At 66.6% G+C, this 20,625-nt stretch carries 19 protein-coding genes; 10 read left to right on the forward strand and 9 right to left on the reverse strand.

Annotation, left to right across the window (positions count from 1 at the left end; all coding sequences use genetic code 11):
* Positions 1 to 822 precede the first annotated feature (822 nt).
* The 7 genes from ABZX86_RS35370 to ABZX86_RS35400 all read right to left on the reverse strand — a co-directional run bounded on the left by ABZX86_RS35370 (position 823) and on the right by ABZX86_RS35400 (position 7,639).
* On the reverse strand, positions 823 to 1,893 hold the full coding sequence (locus tag ABZX86_RS35370) for a prenyltransferase (RefSeq protein ID WP_355130036.1): 1,071 nt from the start codon (positions 1,891 to 1,893) through the stop codon (positions 823 to 825).
* Complete coding sequence (locus ABZX86_RS35375) at positions 1,880 to 2,611, reverse strand: class I SAM-dependent methyltransferase (RefSeq protein WP_355130038.1); 732 nt, start codon at positions 2,609 to 2,611, stop codon at positions 1,880 to 1,882. Before ABZX86_RS35375 ends, ABZX86_RS35370 begins: the two co-directional genes overlap by 14 nt.
* Positions 2,605 to 3,870, reverse strand: coding sequence for a glycosyltransferase family 4 protein (locus ABZX86_RS35380; protein WP_355130040.1), 1,266 nt, complete (start codon positions 3,868 to 3,870; stop codon positions 2,605 to 2,607). Before ABZX86_RS35380 ends, ABZX86_RS35375 begins: the two co-directional genes overlap by 7 nt.
* Positions 3,871 to 3,968: 98 nt before the next feature.
* Positions 3,969 to 4,826, reverse strand: a complete 858-nt coding sequence (locus tag ABZX86_RS35385; RefSeq protein WP_355130260.1) for an LLM class F420-dependent oxidoreductase — start codon at positions 4,824 to 4,826, stop codon at positions 3,969 to 3,971.
* Between the two features lie 17 nt (positions 4,827 to 4,843).
* Positions 4,844 to 6,313, reverse strand: a complete 1,470-nt coding sequence (locus ABZX86_RS35390; RefSeq protein ID WP_355130042.1) for an FAD-dependent oxidoreductase — start codon at positions 6,311 to 6,313, stop codon at positions 4,844 to 4,846.
* A 32-nt stretch (positions 6,314 to 6,345) separates the two neighbouring features.
* A complete protein-coding gene (locus tag ABZX86_RS35395; RefSeq protein ID WP_355130044.1) occupies positions 6,346 to 6,705 on the reverse strand; it encodes a carboxymuconolactone decarboxylase family protein in 360 nt (119 codons plus the stop codon).
* Positions 6,706 to 6,757: 52 nt separating this feature from the next.
* Positions 6,758 to 7,639 carry an NAD(P)-dependent oxidoreductase gene (locus ABZX86_RS35400; RefSeq protein WP_355130046.1) on the reverse strand — a complete coding sequence of 294 codons (882 nt, stop codon included), beginning with the start codon at positions 7,637 to 7,639 and terminating at the stop codon, positions 6,758 to 6,760.
* Between the two features lie 283 nt (positions 7,640 to 7,922).
* Here ABZX86_RS35400 and ABZX86_RS35405 point away from each other — a divergent pair, with 283 nt between their 5' ends.
* The 9 genes from ABZX86_RS35405 to ABZX86_RS35445 all read left to right on the forward strand — a co-directional run bounded on the left by ABZX86_RS35405 (position 7,923) and on the right by ABZX86_RS35445 (position 17,123).
* A complete protein-coding gene (locus ABZX86_RS35405; protein ID WP_355130048.1) occupies positions 7,923 to 9,125 on the forward strand; it encodes a cytochrome P450 in 1,203 nt (400 codons plus the stop codon).
* Complete coding sequence (locus ABZX86_RS35410; RefSeq protein ID WP_355130050.1) at positions 9,125 to 9,931, forward strand: SDR family oxidoreductase; 807 nt, start codon at positions 9,125 to 9,127, stop codon at positions 9,929 to 9,931. Before ABZX86_RS35405 ends, ABZX86_RS35410 begins: the two co-directional genes overlap by 1 nt.
* Positions 9,932 to 10,135, forward strand: coding sequence for a ferredoxin (locus ABZX86_RS35415; RefSeq protein WP_355130052.1), 204 nt, complete (start codon positions 9,932 to 9,934; stop codon positions 10,133 to 10,135).
* 10 nt (positions 10,136 to 10,145) lie between these two features.
* Positions 10,146 to 10,694, forward strand: coding sequence for a nuclear transport factor 2 family protein (locus tag ABZX86_RS35420; protein ID WP_355130054.1), 549 nt, complete (start codon positions 10,146 to 10,148; stop codon positions 10,692 to 10,694).
* On the forward strand, positions 10,688 to 11,944 hold the full coding sequence (locus ABZX86_RS35425; protein WP_355130056.1) for a hypothetical protein: 1,257 nt from the start codon (positions 10,688 to 10,690) through the stop codon (positions 11,942 to 11,944). The genes ABZX86_RS35420 and ABZX86_RS35425 overlap by 7 nt, the downstream gene beginning before the upstream one ends.
* Before the next feature lie 26 nt (positions 11,945 to 11,970).
* Positions 11,971 to 13,575 (forward strand): acyl-CoA synthetase, encoded by a 1,605-nt coding sequence (locus tag ABZX86_RS35430; protein WP_355130058.1) that lies wholly within the window; start codon positions 11,971 to 11,973, stop codon positions 13,573 to 13,575.
* Between the two features lie 96 nt (positions 13,576 to 13,671).
* Positions 13,672 to 14,382 carry an acetoacetate decarboxylase family protein gene (locus ABZX86_RS35435; protein WP_355130060.1) on the forward strand — a complete coding sequence of 237 codons (711 nt, stop codon included), beginning with the start codon at positions 13,672 to 13,674 and terminating at the stop codon, positions 14,380 to 14,382.
* Positions 14,379 to 15,149 (forward strand): SDR family oxidoreductase, encoded by a 771-nt coding sequence (locus ABZX86_RS35440; RefSeq protein ID WP_355130062.1) that lies wholly within the window; start codon positions 14,379 to 14,381, stop codon positions 15,147 to 15,149. Before ABZX86_RS35435 ends, ABZX86_RS35440 begins: the two co-directional genes overlap by 4 nt.
* A 192-nt stretch (positions 15,150 to 15,341) precedes the next feature.
* Positions 15,342 to 17,123: an ABC transporter ATP-binding protein gene (locus tag ABZX86_RS35445; protein WP_355130064.1), complete on the forward strand. Its 1,782-nt coding sequence runs from the start codon at positions 15,342 to 15,344 to the stop codon at positions 17,121 to 17,123.
* A 49-nt stretch (positions 17,124 to 17,172) separates the two neighbouring features.
* Here the strand turns inward: ABZX86_RS35445 and ABZX86_RS35450 are convergent, their stop codons facing one another.
* Entirely contained in the window at positions 17,173 to 17,994 is an 822-nt protein-coding gene (locus ABZX86_RS35450) for a crotonase/enoyl-CoA hydratase family protein (protein ID WP_355130066.1), read from the reverse strand.
* 126 nt (positions 17,995 to 18,120) lie between these two features.
* On the opposite strand from ABZX86_RS35450, the gene ABZX86_RS35455 reads away from it, so the two are divergent.
* A complete protein-coding gene (locus ABZX86_RS35455) occupies positions 18,121 to 19,743 on the forward strand; it encodes a succinic semialdehyde dehydrogenase (RefSeq protein WP_355130068.1) in 1,623 nt (540 codons plus the stop codon).
* Between the two features lie 154 nt (positions 19,744 to 19,897).
* Here the strand turns inward: ABZX86_RS35455 and ABZX86_RS35460 are convergent, their stop codons facing one another.
* Positions 19,898 to 20,527, reverse strand: a complete 630-nt coding sequence (locus ABZX86_RS35460; RefSeq protein WP_355130070.1) for a YbhB/YbcL family Raf kinase inhibitor-like protein — start codon at positions 20,525 to 20,527, stop codon at positions 19,898 to 19,900.
* Positions 20,528 to 20,625: the final 98 nt, after the last annotated feature.

The raw sequence follows: 20,625 nt of genomic DNA on the forward strand, positions 1-20,625 counted from the left end.
TGAGGATTCGGATTTCCCGGGTCGGACGGCGTGGATCGCTCCGGCGCATGTGGATCCGTCCCGGACGCCGCGGGTCAATCACTTGCATCACCCGGGTGAGTTGTTGACCGAGGTTCCGCCGTCGTTGCGGCCGCGCAGGGTCTGTCGTGCCTCGGGGTTGTCCCCGGTTCGGTACCGGGTGCTGCGCCGGGTCGCCATACCCCCACCGCGACAATAGGTTTCCCGCCCCTGGTGTCACCGACAGGTTGATCCTGTCGGTGCTAGAGGTCGTTGCCGGACAGGGTGTTTCGGGTTCGTGTTCTTCGATCCCTTGTTTCCGGGCGTCCTTGTTCTTGAATCTTTGGTCTTTTCGTCTTTGTCTGTGAAACCGGACCACAGCCGGTCGACCCCGCCGGTACCGCGGGTATTTCCTTGGTCCGGAAGGTAAATCGGGTACCCCACCCGGCGTCACCAGCACGGCCATCTCGGGCCCTGCCCGCACCCGGTGACCCACCACCGCCTCTCGGCGCAAGCAACCCAGGTTCACCGACGGTTTCTATACCGAAACCGTCGGTGCACCTGGGTTGCTTGCCTCCCGGGCAGGGTTGATCAGCAGGAGGGTGCGGGCAAAGCCCGAGATGGCCGTGCTGGGCACGTCAGGAGCCGTACCCGGCCTACCTTCCGCGGTTGGGAGAACTATCTGCGGTACCAGCTCAGTCGACCGGCTGTGGTCCGGTTTCAGAGACAAACACGAAGAACGAAGACTCGGAAGACATGGGCTGAGAGGGCGAGACGCGGAAGGTGAAGGTTCGGCGAGTGAAGGCGGGGAGGAGAGGGTGGGGGTTAGGGGGTGCTGGGTTCGGGGCAGGTGCAGGTTGTGGGGGTGGGGGGTTGGGGGAGGAGGGTGCGGAAGATGTTGTGGGCGGGGGTGGTTCGGGTTAGGGCGTCGGCGGCTAGGAGGGTGGCGGCGGCGGTCCAGGTGGTGCGTTCTTCGGGCCAGCGTTTGCCGTCGGTGAAGACGAGGCCGGTCCAGTAGGAGCCGTCGGACTCGCGGAGATGTTGCATGTTGGTGAAGAGGTGAAGGGCTCGAGAGGTGTCGCCTATGGCGTCCAGGGTCAGGACCAGTTCGCAGGTTTCTGCGCCGGTTACCCAGGGTTGGTCGGAGACGCAGCGGATGCCCAGGTCGGGGACTACGAAGGTGGGCCAGTGGGTGTTGATTCGGGCTTGGGCGGCTCGGCCTCGGATCGCGCCGGAGAGGACGGGGTAGTACCAGTCCATGGAGTAGCGGGCCTTGTCGAGGAAGGCTTCGGGGTGGTCGCGGAGGGCGTGGCCCAGGCGGAGGGCGGCTACCTCCCACTCGGGTTGGGGGTCGCCGAGTTGGTCGGCCAGAGCGAGGGCACAGCGGAGGCTGTGGAAGATGCTGGAGCAGCCGGTGAGGAGGGCTTCGCCGGAAGAGCCCTGGGGGCCTGCGGACCAATGGATTTCGCCGAAGCGGCCCTGTTGGAGCGAGAGGACGAAGTTGACGGCATCGCGGACCACCGGCCACATTTCGCGGGTGAAGACGGAATCGCCCGTGCTGGTGGAGTAGTGCAGCACGCCGGTGGCGATATAGGCGCAGAAGTTGGTGTCGCTGTGCTCGTTCTCGATGACGCCGTCGCGGAATTGACTGGGCCAGGAACCGTCGGCGCGCTGGGTTTTCGCGCTCCAGAGGTAGGCGGCGCGGGCTTCGTCCCGCAGCCCGGCCGCCGTCAATGCCATGGCGTTTTCGATGTGGTCCCAGGGGTCGGTGTGCCCGCCGGTGAACCAGGGCAGCGCACCGTCGGATTCCTGTGTGGCGGCGATGGATTCGGCGCTCTGCAGGAACTGGCGGGCGGTCAGGACACCGGGGACGCGGGGTAGGTCAGCGCCGGGCACTGCGAACCGCCGGTTTCGCGAAGTACAGGGCGACGCTCTTGCCGATGAACGGATCGAGCAGTCGTTCGGTGACTCGGGTGAGCTGCGGCGCGGACATCATGTCCCACACCAGCATTCGGTGATAGGTGCTGACCAGCGGGTTCTTCTCATCTTTCACGCCGACCGCGCATTTCAGCCACCAGTAGGGGGAGTGCAGCGCATGTGCGTGGGCCCTGTGGATAAATCGCATACCCTGCGCCGCGACCTTGTCGCGGAGTTCGTCGGCGCGGTAGATGCGGACGTGTCCGCCCTCGTTGGCGTGGTATTCGTCCGACAGTGCCCAGCAGATCCGTTCCGGCAACCATCGTGGCACCGTGATCGCCAGCGCCCCACCGGGTTTGACCACGCGCACCAATTCGGCGATGGCCGCCTCGTCCTGCGGCACGTGCTCGAGGATCTCGGAGGCGATCACCACATCGAATTCCCCGTCCCCGTAGGGCAGATCCAGTGCATCGCCGCGCACCGTCTCGGCCTTGGCGTACCCGGGCGCCTCGCCGACCTCGGCCATGGCCTGGAACATGACGTCCACATCGGCCAGGTCGGAACCGTTCTGGTCGAACGCCACAATGTCCGCACCGCGCCGATACGCCTCGAACGAATGCCGGCCGGCCCCGCACCCCACATCGATGACGCGGGTGCCGGGGCCGATGCCCAGGCGATCGAAGTCGACGGTCAGCATTGGTGCGCCTCCTGGCGGATCGGGGTGATGGCCGGACGGGAGCCGTGCCGGGTTATAGCTTGTTCGTAGACGGAGACCGTTTGGGCGGCAACGGCTTCCCAACTGAAGACCTCGAGGGCGCGTCGCCGCCCGGCCGCGCTCAGGTGGCGCAGGCGTTCGGGGGAGTCGAGCAGTTCGCCGAGTACCCGGGTCAGCTCCGCGACATTGCCGGGTTCGACCAGCTCCGCGCAGCCGCCGACCACCTCGGGCAGGGCGCCCGCGCGGCTGGCGACGAGGGGGGTGCCGCTGGCCATGGCCTCCACGGCGGGCAGGGAAAAGCCTTCGTACAGCGAGGGGATGCAGGCGATCTCGGCGGAGCTGAGCAGCTGGGCCAATTCCTCGTCGCCGAGTCCGCTGACGGCGGTGACGATATCGGCGATGCCGAGTTCGGCGATGAGCTTCTCGGTGGGGCCCTCCGGCTCCAGTTTCGCGACCAACCGCACGTCCAGAGCATGCGTATTACGCAGTTGGGCAACGGCATTCAGCAGGTGTGAGATGCCCTTCAACGGTTTGTCCGCGCTGGCAACGGCGACAATGCGCCCCGGCACCCGCGGCGACGTGCGCGGCCGGAAAAGCTCGGTGTCCACACCCAGCGGCACCGTGCGCAGCTGCTCCGGCAACACCCCGAAGTCCGCGGCGATATCGTTCGCCGAGGACGACGATACGGTGATCAGCTCCGGAATCTGCCGGGCCACCCGCTGCTGCATGCCGAGAAACCCATACCACCTGCGCAGGAAGGGTTTTCGCCGCCACGTCGCGGCGGCCAGATCGACCTCCCGGTCCCGGGTGATCGGATGGTGGATGGTCGCCACCAGCGGCAGATGTCGCGCGATATCCAGCAGCCCGTACCCGAGGCACTGATTGTCGTGCACCACATCGAATTCCGCCGCCCGCGCGCGCAGGAGTCTGGCGGCGCGCAGGCTGAAGGTGCGCGGCTCCGGGAAGCCCGCCGTCCACATGGTGGCGACCTCGAGCAGGTCGATGCCGTCGCGGATCTCGCCGGGCCGGGGGGTGCGGAACGGGTCCTCGTCCCGGTACAGATCCAGGCTGGGGACCTCGGTGAGCCGCACCCGGGGGTCGAGGTTTTCGGGGTAGGGCTGCCCGGAGAACACCTCGACCTCATGTCCCAGTTCCGCCAGGCCCGCGCTGAGATAGCGGACGTAGACCCCTTGTCCTCCACAGTGGGTTTTGCTGCGGTAGGACAGCAGGGCAATACGCACGTCACGGCCTTTCGTAGGGCGCAGTGAAATTTACTGGGGGAGTGTGAATTTCAGAAGTCGCGCCGGCCGACCGGCGTATCGGCCGGGCGGCTCGGGAATCAGCGCACGAGGCCGAGCGGCTCGAGTTTGCCCGCCAGCCGCTCCAGGTAGGCGAGGACGTCGGCCTCCGGCTTGTCCGGCATGCCGTAGAGCACGTCGGTGACCCCGGCCTCGGCCCAGGCCGCCAGCTTCTCCGCATCGGGCTTGAAGTCCAGTGCGACCACGCGCGGTGCGCCCTCGCGCCCGGCTTCCTCCCAGTGCTTCATGAGCAGTGCGGTGGAGGCGAAGACATCCGATTCGGTGGGAGTGGTGATCCACCCGTCGGCCGACTTGGCGATCCACTTGAAGGTCTTGTCGGTGCCGCCCGCCCCGATGAGCAGCGGCACATGCGCCTGCACCGGCTTCGGCCACGCCCAGCTGGGACCGAAGGAGACGAAGTCGCCGGAGTAGCTGGCCTCCTCCTGCGTCCACAGCGCCCGCATGGCCTCGATGTACTCGCGCAGTACGGTGCGCCGCTTGTTGCCGGGCACCCCGTGATCGGTGAGTTCGTCGGTGTTCCAGCCGAATCCGGCGCCGAGCGTGACGCGCCCGCCGGAGAGGTGATCGAGCGTGGCGATCGTCTTCGCGAGGGTGATCGGATCACTCTCGGTGGGCAGCGCCACCGCCGTGGACAATTCGATGCGGGAGGTCACCGCGGCGATGGTCCCCAGCGTCACCCACGGATCGAGCGTGCGGGTGTAGCGATCGTCGGGCAGTTCGGCGGTGCCGGTGCCGGGATGGAACGCCTCGCGCTTGATCGGGATGTGGGTGTGCTCGGGCACGAAGAACGAGGCGAAGCCCTGCTCCTCGGCCGCCTTGGCGGCGACCGCGGGGGTGATGCCGCGGTCACTGGTGAATTGAACGATGCCGAATCGCATATGCGTCATCCCCTCTCTCAGGATTTGGCGGCGGCGATGCCCGCGCGCCTGCCGTAGAAACTTCCGTCACCCAGCGAACAACCGCTGGCATAACCGCCCGCGCAGATGCCGGAGGTGACGCGACCCGCCGCGAACAGTCCCGGGATCGGCTCGCCGGACACGTGCAGCACCCGCGAATCCAGATCGGTGCGGAGCCCGCCGAGGGTGAATCCGCCGGTGTACCCGCGCAGGTCGTACGCGCCCAGCGGAGTGCCGATGGGCTTCACCCACTCCGGCTTCTTGTGCAGGAACGGATCTTCCCCGTTCTCGGCATGCTTGTTGTAGAGGTCGATGGTGGACTTGAGAGTGTCGGCCGGGAGTCCCATTTCGCTCTCCAGCTCGGCGACGGTCTCCGCGACCCACGTCGGCGCGATGCGCAGGAAGGACATGGAGGACTTGGTCTCGAACGCCTCCTCCAGAGCCGTCTCGTCGATGATGAGATACGCCTGGTTGTCCTGGTCCTGCAGTACCGCCTGGCCCAGTCGGCCGGGGTAGGTGTCCTCGGTGACGAACCGCTGCCCGCGGCCGTTCACCAGAATGCCGCGCACCACCACCTGCGGGTCCGCGACCAGGGCGACCTCGGTGGCGTCCATATGCGCCAGATCCGCGCCCAGCGCCTGCGCGACCCGGATGCCGATGCCGTCGTGCTCCTCGACGGTCGCGGCGGGCCGCCCGGCGATCTTGGGCGCGAACCGCTCGACCATTTCGTGCTGGTACGCGAAGCTGCCGGTGGCCAGCACCACGCCGCGCTCGGCCCGGACGAACAGCTCCTTGCCGTACCGCTTGGCCGCCACCCCGACCACCCGGCCGGCGTCGTCGACCACGAGCCGCTGCAGCCGCACATCGAATTCCCGGCGGACGCCGAGCTTTTCGGCGGTATGGGCGAGCGGCTCCATCAGCATGTAGCCGCCGCCCTTCTCGCCCAGCTTCTTGTCCTTGGTCCAGGCGAGGTGCCCGCGCGGCGCGGGATCGGCGATGGTGTTGAACGGTGCGGCGTTCTCGCCGCCGGAGAACATCAGGCCCTGGTCGGCCGGCGGCTCGTAGCCGGGCTCGCCCCAGAACTCCTCCTTGAACGGAACACCCTGCGAGACAAGCCAATCGAAGTGCTCGACGCTGCCCTGGCAGTAATCGTGGATCTTGTTCTTGTCCACGCCCGGCCCGAGCGCGGCGGTCAGGAACTTCTCCATGTTCTCGGCGGTGTCCTCGAATCCGAGCGCCCGCTGCAATGCCGTACCGCCACCGAGGTAGATGAAACCGCCGGACAGGGCGGCCGCGCCGCCCCAGCCGCCGGTGCGTTCCAGCACGAGCACGTCGGCGCCCGCGCCGGCCGCCTCGATGGCGGCGCACACCCCGGCAATGCCGTATCCGACGACGACCACATCGGCCTCGAAGTCCCAGGAGTCGACCTCGCTGGACCGGAGCGGTCGTACGGTGGCGGTTTCAGCCATGTTCTGTTCAATTCCTAACGGGGGGAGGGGAATTACTGCTTCTTGTGCTGTTTGACGGCCTTGCCGACCACGCCGTCCAGGGTGGTGCCCGCGGGCCAGCCCACGTAGTGGCACAGGAACAGCGCGATCTCCCGCAGCTGCTCCTCGTCCAGTTCCTCATTGCGCAGGGCCGCGCCGACCTGGATCTCGGCAATATCGAACAGGCCCTGTGCGGTGACCGCGCCGAGCAGCAGCAGCCGCCGGTCGCGAATGGAAAGCCCTGGGCGCGACCAGATATCGGCGAAGAGATGATCGGCGGTGACCGCGAAGTGCTCACCGGGGCCGTCCTGGAATTCCCAGCCGTACACCTCGCTCATCTTCTTCAGTCCGCGTTCTCTGCGCTCGTCGGTCATGAGTTCCCCGCCATTCCTGTCGTATCGATATGAGCTGTTGCCATGCGTGAAATCACCACTGCTCCTTCGCGATCGCGCCGCGCCCGACACCCAGCCCGTCGCCGAGTCCGCCGAGCGCCTGATCGGCCAGGGGCAGCTCCACACCCAACCGTTGCCCGAGTTCGAGCGCGAGCGACAGATCCTTCTCACCGAGATCGCGCACATGGGTGAGAATCGGGAACCAGAAATCGTCCTCGGCCACCGCCGCGGTGGTGTCGCGCAGCATGATCGCGCCCGGACCGCCGGTGTGCTTGTCGGAGTGCCGGACCACCTTGCCCAGCTCGCGAATATCGAGCCCGGCCGCCTCGGCCAGCCGCTGCGCCTCCGACGCCGCCGTGAAGGCGATGAAGTGGAGCAGATTGCGCGCCAGCTTCATTCGCGTGCCCGCACCGACCTCGCCCGCGTGCACGATGAGCGATCCGAAGCGGGAGAACGGTTCCCGCACGGTCGTGAAGGCGGCCTCGCTGCCGCCGACCATGATCGCGAGCGCGCCCCGCTGTGCGGCCGGCGCCCCGCCGCTGATCGGCGCGTCCACGAATTCCACACCGTGCTCGGCGCATTCGGCCGCCAGTTCGGTGGCGGTCCGGTCCGAGATGGTGGAGTGCACGGCAATCACGGTGCCAGGCTCGGCAGTCTGCAGAATGCCGTCCGGCCCGCTGACCACCGTGCGCACCTGGTCGTCGTTCAGCACCGCGATAGACACCACGCCGCACCGCTCGGCGACTTCAGTCGCCGAGCCGACCGCTGTGGCCCCGCCTTCGGTGAAGGGCTGCACCGCCTCCGGCCGCATATCGCAGACCACCAGGCCGCCCGGCCATTCGAGCAGTCGCAGGGCCATGGGCGCGCCCATATTGCCCAGGCCGATGAAGCCGACGGAGCGTTCGGCACCGGTCATTCGCGGACCACCGATCCGTTGCCGTCAGGGCTGAGATTGCTCGGGCTCAACGGTAGCTCCCATGCTGTCCGGACACGTGTACGGACTATAAGTTCGGAGCTCGGAAACGCGCAAGAACATGTTTCAGTTTGGGAGACTGTTTCTCAGGTTCGATTCATCGATCCGTTGCCAGCAGCCCGCCGCGCTAGTACCGTGCAGACACGTGTCCAGTCAGTTGTACTGATGACCGGACGGCGTTCGCCGGAGCCGGCGAACGTGTTATGGAATACGAGGTGCAGAGACGATGACCGCAGCCTCCCTCGAGCCGCTGCTGTTCGACCCCTACGACTACGGCATCCATGAGGACCCGTACCCCGTCTACCAGCGGCTGCGCACCGAAGCGCCGGTGTATCACAATCCGGGGCTGGACTTCTGGACGCTGTCCCGGCATGCCGATGTGGGCGCCGGATTCCGCGACAATGTGCGGCTGTCCAGTGCCAACGGGGTATCGCTGGATCCGGCCGCCTGGGGGCCGCACGCCCACCACACCATGTCCTTCCTGGCCATGGACGATCCTCGGCATCTGCGCCTGCGCAAACTCGTCTACCAGGGCTTCACCCCGCGCCGGGTGACCGAGATGAGCGATCGCATTCGCGAGATCACGCTGCAGCATCTCGAACCCGCGCTGGCGAGTAAGAGTTTCGACTGGATCGACGATGTCGCGGGCAAACTCCCCATGGACGTCATCTCGGAACTGCTCGGTGTGCCCGATGCCGACCGCGCCGAATTGCGCAGGCTCGCCGATCTGCTGCTGCATCGTGAGGAGGGCGTGCTCGATGTGCCAGTCCCCGCCATGGAGGCGGCACTGAGCCTGTTCGGCTACTACACCGATATGGTCGCCGCCCGCCGCAAACGGCCCGCGGACGATCTGACCTCCGCACTGCTGGAGGCCGAAGCCGACGGCGATCGGCTCACCGATCAGGAGATCATCGGCTTCATGTTCCTGATGGTGGTCGCCGGGAACGAGACCACCACAAAACTGCTGGGCAATGCCCTGTACTGGGCCGGGGTGAACCCCGAGCAGTACGCCAAGGCGGCCGAGCATCCCGACCTCGTCGGCGACTGGGTGGAGGAGACGCTGCGCTACGACGCGTCCAGCCAGATCCTGGCGCGCACCGCGGCCGAGGATCTCGAGTATTACGGGCAGACCATCCCGCAGGGCTCGAAGGTGTTGCTGCTCATCGGATCCGCCAATCGCGATACCGCGGCATTCCACGATCCGGACCGCTATGACATCGAACGGGCCGACAAGGGCGGGCTGATCAGCTTCGGGCGCGGCGTGCACTTCTGCCTGGGCGCGCATCTGGCGCGGCTGGAGGCCGGAATCGTGCTGCGGGAGTTCACCGATCGGGTGCGCTCCTACGGATTGGAGGCGGGCAGCGAGCGCGTGCATTCGGTGAATGTGCGCGGCTTCGCGAAACTGCCGGTGACAGTGGAGGTTCGGTAATGCCGCGGTTCGCACCACATCCCGCCCGCAGGCCGGTTCTCATTGCCGGCGCTTCCTCTGGCATCGGGGCCGCCACCGCGATGGCGCTGGCCGAACTGGGATATCCGGTGGCGCTGGGCGCCCGGCGGGTGGAGATCTGCGAGACCCTGGCCGAGAAGATTCGCGCCGACGGGGGTGAGGCCTTCGCCCATCGGCTAGACGTCTCCGATACCGCGTCCGTCGACGAATTCGTGGTCGCCGCCGAAAACGCGCTCGGGCCGATCGAAATCGCGGTGTACGGCGCGGGTGACCTGGAATTCGGGCAGGGCTGGGACGTGGACCCCGAACTGTTCGACTCGCAGGTGCAGGTGCACCTGGTGGGTGCGCAGCGCCTCGCGCACCGGGTCGTACCCGGCATGATCGCAAGGCAGCGCGGGGATTTCGTCGTCATCGGCTCGGACTGCGCCGATCGGCCGCGACCGGGAATGGGCGCGTACAACGCCGCGAAGATGGGCGTCGAGGCCCTCGCCCGGCAGATGCGCATGGAACTGGAGGGCACCGGTGTGCGCTCGTCCATCGTGCGCCCGGGCCAGACCCAGACCGGTATGGGTATGACGGCCACCCCCGAGGTGGTCGGGCCGCTGCTCGAGGACTGGGTGAAGTGGGGCTTCGCCCGGCACTCCTACTTCCTGCGGGCCTCCGATATCGCCGCCGCGATCGTCGCCGTGGTCTCGACGCCGCGCGGGGCACACCTGGTGCTCGTCGAGGTGCAACCGGAAGCGCCGCTGAAAACCCCTGCACCGAAGAAGGATTCAGAAGGAGAGTAGATGCGCCTCGTGGTCGATCTCGACCTCTGCCAAGGGCATGCCGTCTGCCAGGACGAAGCCCCCGCACTCTTCCAGGTACCCAAACACGGGCAGGTCGACATACTCCGCGCCGATCCCGGTGACGACCTGGACGCGGCTCGCGCCGCCGTCCGCTACTGCCCCACCCAGGCGCTCTCGCTCCGCGAAGACGATCCCACAGACTGAAGGAACGACCATGGCTTGGTCCCGTGACGAACTCGACGACACGATCGCCAAATGGGTGCAGGAGAACCAGCGCTGCGAAGCGCTCGGCGACTGGAAACCCTTGGCGGACTTCTATACCGAAGACGCCACCTACGGCTGGAACTACGGGCCCACCCAGGAGTTCATGGCCGTCGGGCGCGATGAGATCCGTGATATCGCACTCGGACAGGAGATGTTCGGCCTCGAGGGCTGGACCTACCCGTACCAGGAATTCGTGGTGGACGAGCGCAGTGGCAGCGTCATCGGATTCTGGAAACAGATCAATGAGAAGCACCGGGCGGACGGACGGCCCTACAGCCCGGAGGGGATCGGCGGCAGCTGGTTCCGCTACGCCGGCAACGGCCAGTGGTCCTGGCAGCGCGATTTCTTCGACTTCGGCAATGTGACAGCGCTTTTCGTGGAGATGATCCAGAACGGCGCGCTCTCGGGCGGCATGCAGAAGCGGATCGAGCGGTCCGTCTCGGGGGAGCCGCTCGCCGGGTGGTATCCGGTCGGAGAGGGTCCGGCGCCACTGTGGTGAACAGCAGATACAGCTCGCTGTCCCGCAGCGAGCTCGCCGTACTGGTGCCGGAGCTGCTGCTGTGCGGGCACCTCATCGACCGATCCGGAATGGCGCATGCCATAGGCGCTTTCGGCCGCGAGGGCATGACCGAGGTGGCCATCGAGGAATGGCGGCTGGCCAGCCCGGTGTACACGCGGCGCATGCAGCGGGCGCTGGGCATCACCGGCGACGGTGTGGACGTCATCTTCAAGGGCTTCCAGCTCGATATCGGCGCGCCACCGCAATTCATGGACTTCCGATACCGGGTCCAGGACCACGACCACGGGGAATTCCACCTCGACCACTGCGGTGCGCTCGCGGATGTGGAACCCATGGGCGAGGCCTATGTGGTCGGCATGTGTCACGACATCGAAGATCCGACCTTCGATGCGACGGCGCTGGCCACCAATCCGTATGCGCAGGTGCGGCCGGTGCATCGGCCGCCGCGGCAGCCGGCGGACCGGAAACCGGTGTGCGCGTGGACGGTAACGATCGACAAGGATCATGAGCCGTTCGTGCCTTCCGCGGATGCGCTGGTGCTGAACGAATCCGCGGCAGCGCGCGTGGAGCTGGGCGGTATCGATACGGAAGACGAAGGGCGGGCGGACTATTCGGGACCGCTCCTGAACGATATCCGGTTCGGCGACTTCTCCCGTTCGGCGCTCATCCGGATCGCCGACGAGGTGTGCCTGCAACACCATCTGCTCACCCTCGGATTCCGCCGTGCCCTCGCGGCGCGCACCGATGCCGCCCGCGCCCTCGATATCGCGCGCAAGCAGTTCACCGGCATTGCCGGGCTCACCTCCGAGCGGCTGCGCAATGCGCTGAAACTCGGCGATGATCCGGCCTCGCTGGCGAAGGTACTGCGCCTGCACCCCGCATTGAATCCGGCGGCCTATGTGGCGGCCGAGGTCAGCAGCGAAACCTATGGCGGGGAACGGGTGGTCGAGCTGCGACTCGATCGTGACTGCGGTGCGTGCACCGACGGCGCCTGGCCGGAGCTGCTCGACGCCGATCATCTGGAGCCGCTGAACGCACTGGTGCGCGGGGTGAATCCGCGTTTCCGCGCGGAGGTGCGGGCGGCCGACGATCGAGCGCTGACCATCGAGATCGGGCTCGCCGCAACACCTTTCCCGGAAGTCTCCGAGGTCGCCATCACCCGCTTCAGCACCGGCGCGGCCTTCGATTTCACCGACCGGGGCGCGTCGCTTCCGCTCATTGTCCTGTAGCCAGCTGTCCCCAGAAAGCGAACGCCATGGTGTGCAATTTCGCCGACCTGTACGAACACTCCGCCGACGCGGTGCCCGACCGGATAGCCGTCATCGAGGGCGACCGCCGGCGCACCTTCCGGGAACTGGATGAGCGCGCCAATCGACTGGCGCATCACCTGGCCGCCGCCGGGGCCGGACCGGGCACTCATATCGGCTTCCATATGCACAACAGCATCGAGACTCTCGAAACGTTGCTGGGCTGCTTCAAGATTCGCGCCGTACCCATCAATATCAACTATCGGTACCAGGCCGAGGAACTGCGCTACGTCTACGACAATGCCGACCTGGAAATGGTTGTGCACCATCGCTGTTACGCGCCGCTGATCGAAGAGGTGCGGCCACAGCTGCCCAAGCTGCGGCACACCCTGGTCGTGGAAGACGATCAGGGCGGCGCGGGATTGCCGACACAGTCGCTGTCCTATGAGACGGCGCTCGAAAATGCCACTGCGGAAAGAGATTTCGAGACGCGCAGTCCCGACGACCTGTTCATCATGTACACCGGCGGCACCACCGGCCTGCCCAAGGGCGTCATGTGGCGGCAGGAGGATATGTGGCGGGTCCTCGGCGGCGGCATCGATTTCTACAGCGGCGAACCCGTGGCCGACGAGTATCAGCAGTCCCGGCTGGGTGCGGAGAATCCGCCCATGCGCTGGTTCGTCCTGCCGCCGCTCATCCACGCCGCCGCCATGATGCCGACCTTCACCGCGCTGTGGTCCGGCAATACGGTGCTGTTCGAACCACGCTTCGATCCGGCCCGCATCTGGCAGGTGGTGGCGCGGGAGCAGCCGAATATCCTGGTCATCACCGGTGATGCGATCGCCCGGCCGCTGGTGGACGCCTATCGGGCCGCGCCGGTCGACGCCTCCTCGCTCTTCTCCATCGGCTCCGGGGCCGCGCAGCTGACACAGCAGGTGAAGAACGAACTGCTGGAACTGTTTCCGAGCACACTGGTCAGCGAATCCATCGGATCCTCCGAAACCGGTTTCGGCGGTATCGGTTTCGCGCAGAAGGATGATGATCCGGGTCGCGGGCCGCGGGTCAATACCGGTCGCGGCGCGGTCGTCGTGGACGAGACCGGCCATCCGATCGCGCCGGGCGGCGAGGGCTGGCTGGCCAAGACCGGCAATGTGCCGATCGGCTACTACAAGGATCAGGCCAAGACCGACAAGCTGTTTCACACCGTGGACGGCCGGCGCATGGTGGTCACCGACGATCGCGCCCGCGTCGAGGAGGACGGGTCCATCACCCTCATCGGCCGCGGGAACATGGTGATCAATACCGGTGGCGAGAAGGTGTTCCCCGAGGAGGTCGAATCCGTCGTCAAGGCGCACGAATCGGTGTACGACGCCGTGGTGATCGGCATCGCGCACGAGCGCTGGGGGCAGCAGGTGGGCGCGATCGTCTCGGCCAACAGTGCCGTCGACTTCCCGGCACTGGAGCGGCATGTGCGCGCGCACCTCGCCGCCTACAAGCTGCCGCGCCGCATCTGGGTCGTCGATACGGTGTCGCGCACGCCGAGCGGCAAACCGGACTACCGCTGGGCCAAGGGGTACGCCGCGGCCCGCGAAGCCGACCACGAGGTGCGATAACCGGTTATGGAAAGTAATGCCACATCGGGCACCGATCAGCGGGACACCTTGGCCGAATCCATGGCGAACGTCACAAGAACCTGTTCTAATCTGGACATGGTGGAGGCGCATACGGTACTCGGTGAGCAGGTCCGCATGCCGGTCGAAATCCGTCATGCCGATGCCAGCTCCGCGCTCTTCCTGGTGCATGCCGGCGCGGCGCGCGCACTGCTCGCCCCGGCCGGCCTGGAACCGATCACCGTGCTCGGGCGGGCCGTCCTGTCCCTCGCCTTCGTGCGATACATCGACGGAGACCTGGGGCCGTACCACGAATTCGCCTTCTCGCTCATGGCGAAACAGCCGGGACACAAGGGCAGCACCGGGGCCTACATCCACTGGCTGCCGGTCAATCAGAGCTTCACCTGTGAAGCCGGGCAATCGATTTGGGGCTTCCCCAAGCTGATGGCGGATATCGATATCACCCCCGTGCGCGGCGGCCATCGCTGCGAGGTGCGGGCGGACGGACAACTCGTCATCGCGCTGCGGGTGGCCGACGGGCTGCCCATGCCCGGCGGCGCGGGCGGCGCGTCCATCGACGCGTACACCTTCCGCAACGGCATTTTGCGGCGCACGCCCTGGCTCATGAATCCGAGCCGGGTGCGCGGGCGGCCCGGCGGTGTCCGCGTCGAACTCGGCGACCACCCCGTCTCCGATCAGCTGCGTGCCCTCGGCCTGCCGAGGGGTGCGCTGTTCGCCAGCCGGATCGGTGCGCTCGCAATGACTTTCGACAATGCCGCGACGGTGTTGCAGACCAGGGGGGACCGATGACACAGACCGCGCTCGTCACCGGCGCCGCGAGCGGTATGGGCAGGATCGTCGCGCAGCGCCTCGCCGCCGCCGGGTGGAAGGTCGCGGCCGTCGATCTCAATCCCGACGGGCTGGCCGAGACCGCGCGGCGGTCGCCCAATATGTCCACCTATACCTGCGATGTCTCCGATCCGGAGCAGGTGCGCGCGGTGGTGGACAAGGTGCGCGGTGAACTCGGCACCATCGACCGGCTGGTGCACGCCGCCGGAATGTGCCATGTGCACGCCTCTGCGCTGAATCATGATGTGGCGCAGATCAGGAAGATGATCGACGTCAACTACATCGGCACCGTCAACCTGTGTCAGGCCGTCATCCCGGCCATGAAGCAGGCGGGGACCGGCACCGTCGTGCTGTTCGCGTCCGTGGCGGGCTGGCTGCCCTCACCCGGTATGGCCGGCTACTCGGCCTCCAAATTCGCGGTCATCGGATTCATCGACAGCCTCGCCTATGAACTGCAGGGCAGCGGTGTGCGGCTGCTCGGTCTGTGCCCGCCCATGGTGGAAACCGCCTTCCTGGACAAGGTCCGGGAAGAGAACGCCTCGGTACTCGGCGGTGAGGGCGGTATGAGTCCCGAAGGCGTCATCGACGCGCTGGAGAAGGCTCTCGCCAAACCGAAGAACCCGCTGTTCGTCTTCCCCGGGCAGGCCTACCCCACCTACCTCATGCGGCGCTTCCTGCCCGGCGTCATGCGCCGGATAGTCGGTCGCATGGTCAAGCCGACGGATTAAACCGTCGTGCGGATACCGGCTCGTGCTCCGACCGGTATCCGTCCCGGCGCTGGGCAATCGGGGCTCTGCGATTGCCCAGCGCCGACCCCTCCTCCTGCAACTACCTAGCGAATAATCGCTGGCCCGAACTCGTCCCCGCGAGGCACGATAGCTCTTCTGCACTGCTCGAACATCCAATTCGAGAGGGGACGGATGAGCTCGCGCGCGCCTGCGATCAGACTGGTATTGCGCTATTACGGCCGGGAAATGGCCCGGCGAAAGCTATTGACCGCCATCGGCATGCTGGGACCCGCACTGGGCGCCACCTGCCAAAATTATGTCGCACCACTGCTTGTCGCGGTGCTCATCGGCCGCGTCGCCGCGACCGGTGACTCCGGCCTCGGCACGGTGGGACCGTACGTGCTCGGCTTCGCGGCCGCGATCCTCGCGGCGGAAGTGCTGTGGCGCATAGGAATACACTGCCTCAACCGGCTCGATGCCTACGGTATCGAGAGCCTGTACATCATCGCCATGGATGAATTGCTGGCCAAGGACGCGGCGTTCTTCCACAACAACTTCGCCGGATCGCTCACCAAGCGGGCGCTGAGCTTCGCCACTCGCTTCGAGCAGTTCGTCGACACCTTCGCCTTCGAGATCTTCGCTGCCGTGGTGCCGCTCGGCTTCGCCTCGGTGGTGCTGTGGCGCTACGACCCGCTGCTGGTCGTGGTGCTCATCGGCCTGCTCGTGCTGACCGGGCTGGTCATCGCGCCGCTCATCGCGCGGCGGCAGGCGCGGGTGGACGAACGCGAGGCCGCCATCGCGCTGGTGTCCGGTCATGTGGCCGACAGCCTGGCCAATATGCAGATTGTGCGCGCCTTCGCGGCCGAACGTCAGGAGGCGGCCGAGCATCGGCGGCGGGTCGCCGAACAGCGGCGGAAGTCGTTGCGCTCCTGGGATTATGCGAACCTGCGGATCGACACCGTGGTCACACCGCTGGTGGTGATCGCCAATGTGGCCGGACTGCTGATCGTGCTCGGGCTGCGCGGCGGGCACGCCTCGGTCTCGGCCATCATGGTGGCCTTCACGTACTACTGGAACGCGACGGCGATCATGTTCCGGTTCAATCAGATCTACCGGCGGCTGGAGAGCACGCTCACCGAATCGGCGCAGTTCACCGAACTGCTGCTGAAGCCGGCCACCGTGCTGGATCCGCAGGAGCCGGAAGCGTTGCAGCCCAAGGGTTCCGATGTGCGGTTCGATCGGGTGCACTTCACGCACGCGGGCGCCGCACCGCTGTTCACGGGATTGGATCTGCAGGTGCCGAGCGGACACAAGCTGGGCCTGGTCGGCCGCTCCGGCGGCGGCAAGACCACGATCACCCAGTTGCTGCTGCGCCTGATGGATATCAACGACGGCAGCATTCGCATCGGCGGGCAGGATATTTCACGGCTGCGGCAGGCCGATCTGCGCAGTCAGCTCGCGTATGTGCCGCAGGATCCGGCCATGTTCCACCGCAGCCTGCGGGAGAACATCCTGTTCGCGCGGCCCGGCGCCACCGATGCCGATATCCGGCGCGCCGCGGACGCCGCGCACGTCACCGAATTCGCGGACAAGCTGCCGCAGGGCATGGAGACGCTGCTCGGCGAACGCGGTGTGAAACTGTCCGGCGGGCAACGACAGCGGGTCGCGCTGGCGCGGGCCATTCTGCGCGACGCACCGATCCTGCTGCTCGACGAGGCCACCAGCGCCCTCGACTCCGAGAGCGAAAAGCTTGTGCAGCAAGCGCTCTGGGAATTGATGGAAGGGCGTACGGCGCTGGTGGTCGCGCACCGATTGAGCACCGTCGCCGGTATGGATCGGCTGGTGGTGCTCGATCGCGGGCGAATCATCGAGGAGGGCACCCACGAGCAACTGCTGCACGCGGAAGGGATGTACGCGCAGCTGTGGCGTCATCAATCGGGTGGCTTCCTCGACGAGGAGATCCTCGCCCGCTGACGACGGTCCGGCGGGTGCAGGGCCGCACCGGACCATCGCAGTGTTGGGGTTACCTGCCCTGGAAGTTGGGCTTACGCTTCTCGGCGAAGGCGCGTGGGCCCTCCTTGGCATCGTCACTGCGGAAGACCGGCAAGCCGACCTTGGCATCGATCTGGAAGGCGTCCAACTCGTGCATACCCTCGGTGTCACGAATGACCTTGAGGATCGCCTGCACGGCCAGCGGGCCGTTGTTGTTGATCAGCTCGGCGATCTCCAGGGCCTTGTCCAGCGCGGCGCCGTCCGGGACCACATGGCCGATGAGGCCGAAGTTCAGCGCCTCGGTCGCGGTGATGTGGCGGCCGGTCAGCAGCAGCTCCGCGGCAATGGTGTACGGGATCTGGCGGGGCAGGCGCACGGCCGAGCCGCCCATCGGGAACAGGCTCCACTTCGCCTCGGAGATACCGAATTTGGCGCTCTCGCCGGCAATGCGAATATCGGTGCCCTGCAGGATCTCGGTGCCGCCGGCAATGGCCGGGCCCTCGACCGCGGCGATCAGCGGCTTGCTGAGGCGGTAGCCCTTGAGCAGACCCGGCATGCGGGTCGGATCGAAGGCGCTGCCCTCGGACATGCCGTCGCTGGGGTTGCGCTTGTTCATGGCCTTGAGGTCCGCGCCCGCGCAGAACGAGCCGCCCGCACCGGTGAGGATGCAGGAGCGGATCTCCGGATCGCTGTCCACCCGCTCCCACGCCTCGGTCATGATGGCCAGCATCTCGCCGGTCAGCGCATTCCGGGACTTCGGGCGGTTCATGGTGACGATGAGCGTCGCGCCTCGCTTCTCCACGAGAGCATGAGGCTCGGTATTGCTACTTGTTTCAGCAGTGGCTGTCGTCATCGCCGACCTTTCTTTCCGCAGATTCCGGGACGAAACTACCCCGCGCCGTTGTCATGAACAATAACGTGTTCTAGTTTGGGACATGGTGACCGCCGTCACGGGGCGGCAAGTTATGGAGAGAACGCCATGAGCACAACGAGTACGCAGAGCGGCTCCGCTCCTTCGACCAGCGCTAGCGCAAAGCTGCCGCCGCGCGTCACGGAATCGCTGATCAATCGGCTGACCGCCATGGTGACCGCGGGGAAGGCGGGCGAAGCTCGCGAACCGTACGAAATGATCGAGGTCTACACCGGCGATGTGGTCGGCCTGCTGCCGCAGTCCTCGCCCGAGGACGTCAAGACCGCTGTCGACATCGCCCGCGCCGCCCAGGTCGAGTGGGCCCGTCGCCCGCTCAAGCAGCGGCTCGAAGTCTTCGAACGCGCGCACGAGCTCATCCTCTCCGAGATCGAGACCATTGCGGACCTGATTCAGATCGGGTGCGGCAAGGCGCGGCGCATGGCCATCGAAGAGGCCTGCGACACCCCCATGGTCATCGCGCACTACCTCAAGACCGCCGAGAAGACGCTGCGGTCCAAGAAGCGCAGCGGGCCCATGCCGATCATCACCACTTCCACCGAGGAGCACCGGCCCAAGGGTGTCGTCGCGGTCATCGCGCCGTGGAACTTCCCCTTCGCCATCTCCATGTCCGATTCCATGCCGGCGCTGATGGCGGGCAACGGCCTGGTTCTCAAGCCGGACAACAAGACCGCGCTGTGCACGCTGTTCGGCATCGAACTGCTGCACAAGGCCGGTCTGCCGCGCGGGCTGGTGCAGGTCATCTGCGGCGGCGGCCCCGATGTCGGCCCGACCCTCATCGACAATGTCGACTTCGTCATGTTCACCGGGTCCACCAATACCGGGCGCACCATCGGTGAGCAGGCCGGGCGCAATCTCATCGGCTGCTCGCTGGAACTCGGCGGCAAGAACCCGATGATCGTGCTCGACGACGTCAACCTCGACGAATGCATCCCCAGTGCCACCTTCGCCGTCTTCGGCAATACCGGGCAGGCCTGTATGCACATCGAGCGAATCTATGTGCAGGAGAAGGTGTACGACGAGTTCGTGCGCCGATTCGTCACCGCCGCAGAGGAATTGGGCGCCAAGATGGGCGCCACCTACGACTTCGACCCGGAAATGGGTTCGCTCGTCTCCGTCGAGCATATGCAGCGCGTCGCCGCGCATGTCGACGAAGCCCGCGACAAGGGCGCCAATGTGCTGACCGGCGGCAAGCCGCGCCCGGATATCGGCCCGGCGTTCTTCGAGCCGACCGTGCTCACCGGCGTCACCAAGGATATGGCGCACGCCACCATGGAGACCTTCGGACCCGTTGTCGCCGTGTACAAGTTCGGCACCGATGACGAGGCCATCCGCCTCGCCAACGACACCACCTACGGGCTCAATGCCAGCGTCTGGGCCGGGGACTTCGACCGCGCGGGCCGCATTGCCGCCAAGATCGAATCCGGGGCCATCAATATCAACGACGGCTTCGTCACCACCTACGCCGCCAAGGGCACGCCCTCGGGCGGGGTCAAGAGCTCCGGCGTCGGCACCCGCCACGGTGCGGCCGGGATCCTCAAGTACACCGACACCATCAATGTGGGCGTGCAGAAGAAGCAGATTCTCGCCGCTCGTTCGGGTATGCCCTACGAGAAGCAGCTCAAGAGCACGCTCATGACGCTGCGGCTCATGAAGCGCCTGCACCTGGGCTGAAATCGCCTGTAGCGCAAAGACCCCGGCCTGTATGCAGGCCGGGGTCTTTGCGTGTCAGCAGCGTTGTGCAGGTGGGGTGTGGATATATCAGCGGCGCAGTCTTCGTAGGGCAACGTCACTCGACCGGCAGCGAAAGCTGTTGCGGGCGTGCTGATCAGGGGCGCTGAGCGGTCAGGGTCAGGCGGCCGTAGCCGATGATGTGACTGTTCATGCTGAAGGACGTCACCGTGGGGGAGGTGGTCGCGGGCAGGCCCAGGCTCGGGGTGTCCAGGGCCAGCACGGTGATCTGGTAGTTGTGGGCCTTGTCGCCGCTGGGCGGGCACGGGCCCAGGTAGCCGGTCACGCCCGCGTCATTGGTTCCGGCGACCGCCGGGCCGCCCTCGGTGAAATCGGTTGCGGTGGCGGGGATATCCCACTCCATCCAGTGCCAGAAACCGGCGCCGCTCGGGGCATCGGGATCGAACATGGTCACCGCGAAGCTCTTCGCTGTCGCCGGAGCTCCGGACCAGTGCAGCTGCGGTGCGTGATTGGCGGCGGTGCAACCGAATGCGGCGGCGAAACCGTCGGCCGGGAACGTCCCGCCGGACGGGACGCCGGGGCTCGTCACGGTGAACTGGGCCGCTGTCGCGGGCACCGCCGAGCGGACCTGGACGTAGTCGGCGGGGTGCGCCGGTGCGGCGGCGGTGGTCGCGGGGGCGGACTGCGTGTCGTTCCCGCAGGCCGCGGCCAGCAGCAGAGCGGCCGTGACACCGGCGATGGACAGGGTGCGTGCGGTGCGGTTCATGGCGTCCCTCCTCGAACTGTGTTTCAAGAACTGAGACAATCATCTTGAAATATGGGAATCCGGGGAAGGCTGCGCGCATCCTGGTATCCGGCGTGCCA

Origin of the sequence: Nocardia sp. NPDC006630 (genome assembly GCF_040611495.1) — a bacterium.
GTDB lineage: Bacteria > Actinomycetota > Actinomycetes > Mycobacteriales > Mycobacteriaceae > Nocardia.

Coding starts and splice junctions, on each gene's coding strand:
- ABZX86_RS35375 (WP_355130038.1), bottom strand. CDS start 2,611: ATGCTGACCGTCGACTTCGATCGCCTGGGCATCGGCCCCGGCACCCGC.
- ABZX86_RS35385 (WP_355130260.1), bottom strand. CDS start 4,826: ATGCGATTCGGCATCGTTCAATTCACCAGTGACCGCGGCATCACCCCC.
- ABZX86_RS35390 (WP_355130042.1), bottom strand. CDS start 6,313: ATGGCTGAAACCGCCACCGTACGACCGCTCCGGTCCAGCGAGGTCGAC.
- ABZX86_RS35395 (WP_355130044.1), bottom strand. CDS start 6,705: ATGACCGACGAGCGCAGAGAACGCGGACTGAAGAAGATGAGCGAGGTG.
- ABZX86_RS35400 (WP_355130046.1), bottom strand. CDS start 7,639: ATGACCGGTGCCGAACGCTCCGTCGGCTTCATCGGCCTGGGCAATATG.
- ABZX86_RS35405 (WP_355130048.1), top strand. CDS start 7,923: ATGACCGCAGCCTCCCTCGAGCCGCTGCTGTTCGACCCCTACGACTAC.
- ABZX86_RS35410 (WP_355130050.1), top strand. CDS start 9,125: ATGCCGCGGTTCGCACCACATCCCGCCCGCAGGCCGGTTCTCATTGCC.
- ABZX86_RS35415 (WP_355130052.1), top strand. CDS start 9,932: ATGCGCCTCGTGGTCGATCTCGACCTCTGCCAAGGGCATGCCGTCTGC.
- ABZX86_RS35420 (WP_355130054.1), top strand. CDS start 10,146: ATGGCTTGGTCCCGTGACGAACTCGACGACACGATCGCCAAATGGGTG.
- ABZX86_RS35430 (WP_355130058.1), top strand. CDS start 11,971: ATGGTGTGCAATTTCGCCGACCTGTACGAACACTCCGCCGACGCGGTG.
- ABZX86_RS35435 (WP_355130060.1), top strand. CDS start 13,672: ATGGTGGAGGCGCATACGGTACTCGGTGAGCAGGTCCGCATGCCGGTC.
- ABZX86_RS35440 (WP_355130062.1), top strand. CDS start 14,379: ATGACACAGACCGCGCTCGTCACCGGCGCCGCGAGCGGTATGGGCAGG.
- ABZX86_RS35445 (WP_355130064.1), top strand. CDS start 15,342: ATGAGCTCGCGCGCGCCTGCGATCAGACTGGTATTGCGCTATTACGGC.
- ABZX86_RS35450 (WP_355130066.1), bottom strand. CDS start 17,994: ATGACGACAGCCACTGCTGAAACAAGTAGCAATACCGAGCCTCATGCT.
- ABZX86_RS35455 (WP_355130068.1), top strand. CDS start 18,121: ATGAGCACAACGAGTACGCAGAGCGGCTCCGCTCCTTCGACCAGCGCT.
- ABZX86_RS35460 (WP_355130070.1), bottom strand. CDS start 20,527: ATGAACCGCACCGCACGCACCCTGTCCATCGCCGGTGTCACGGCCGCT.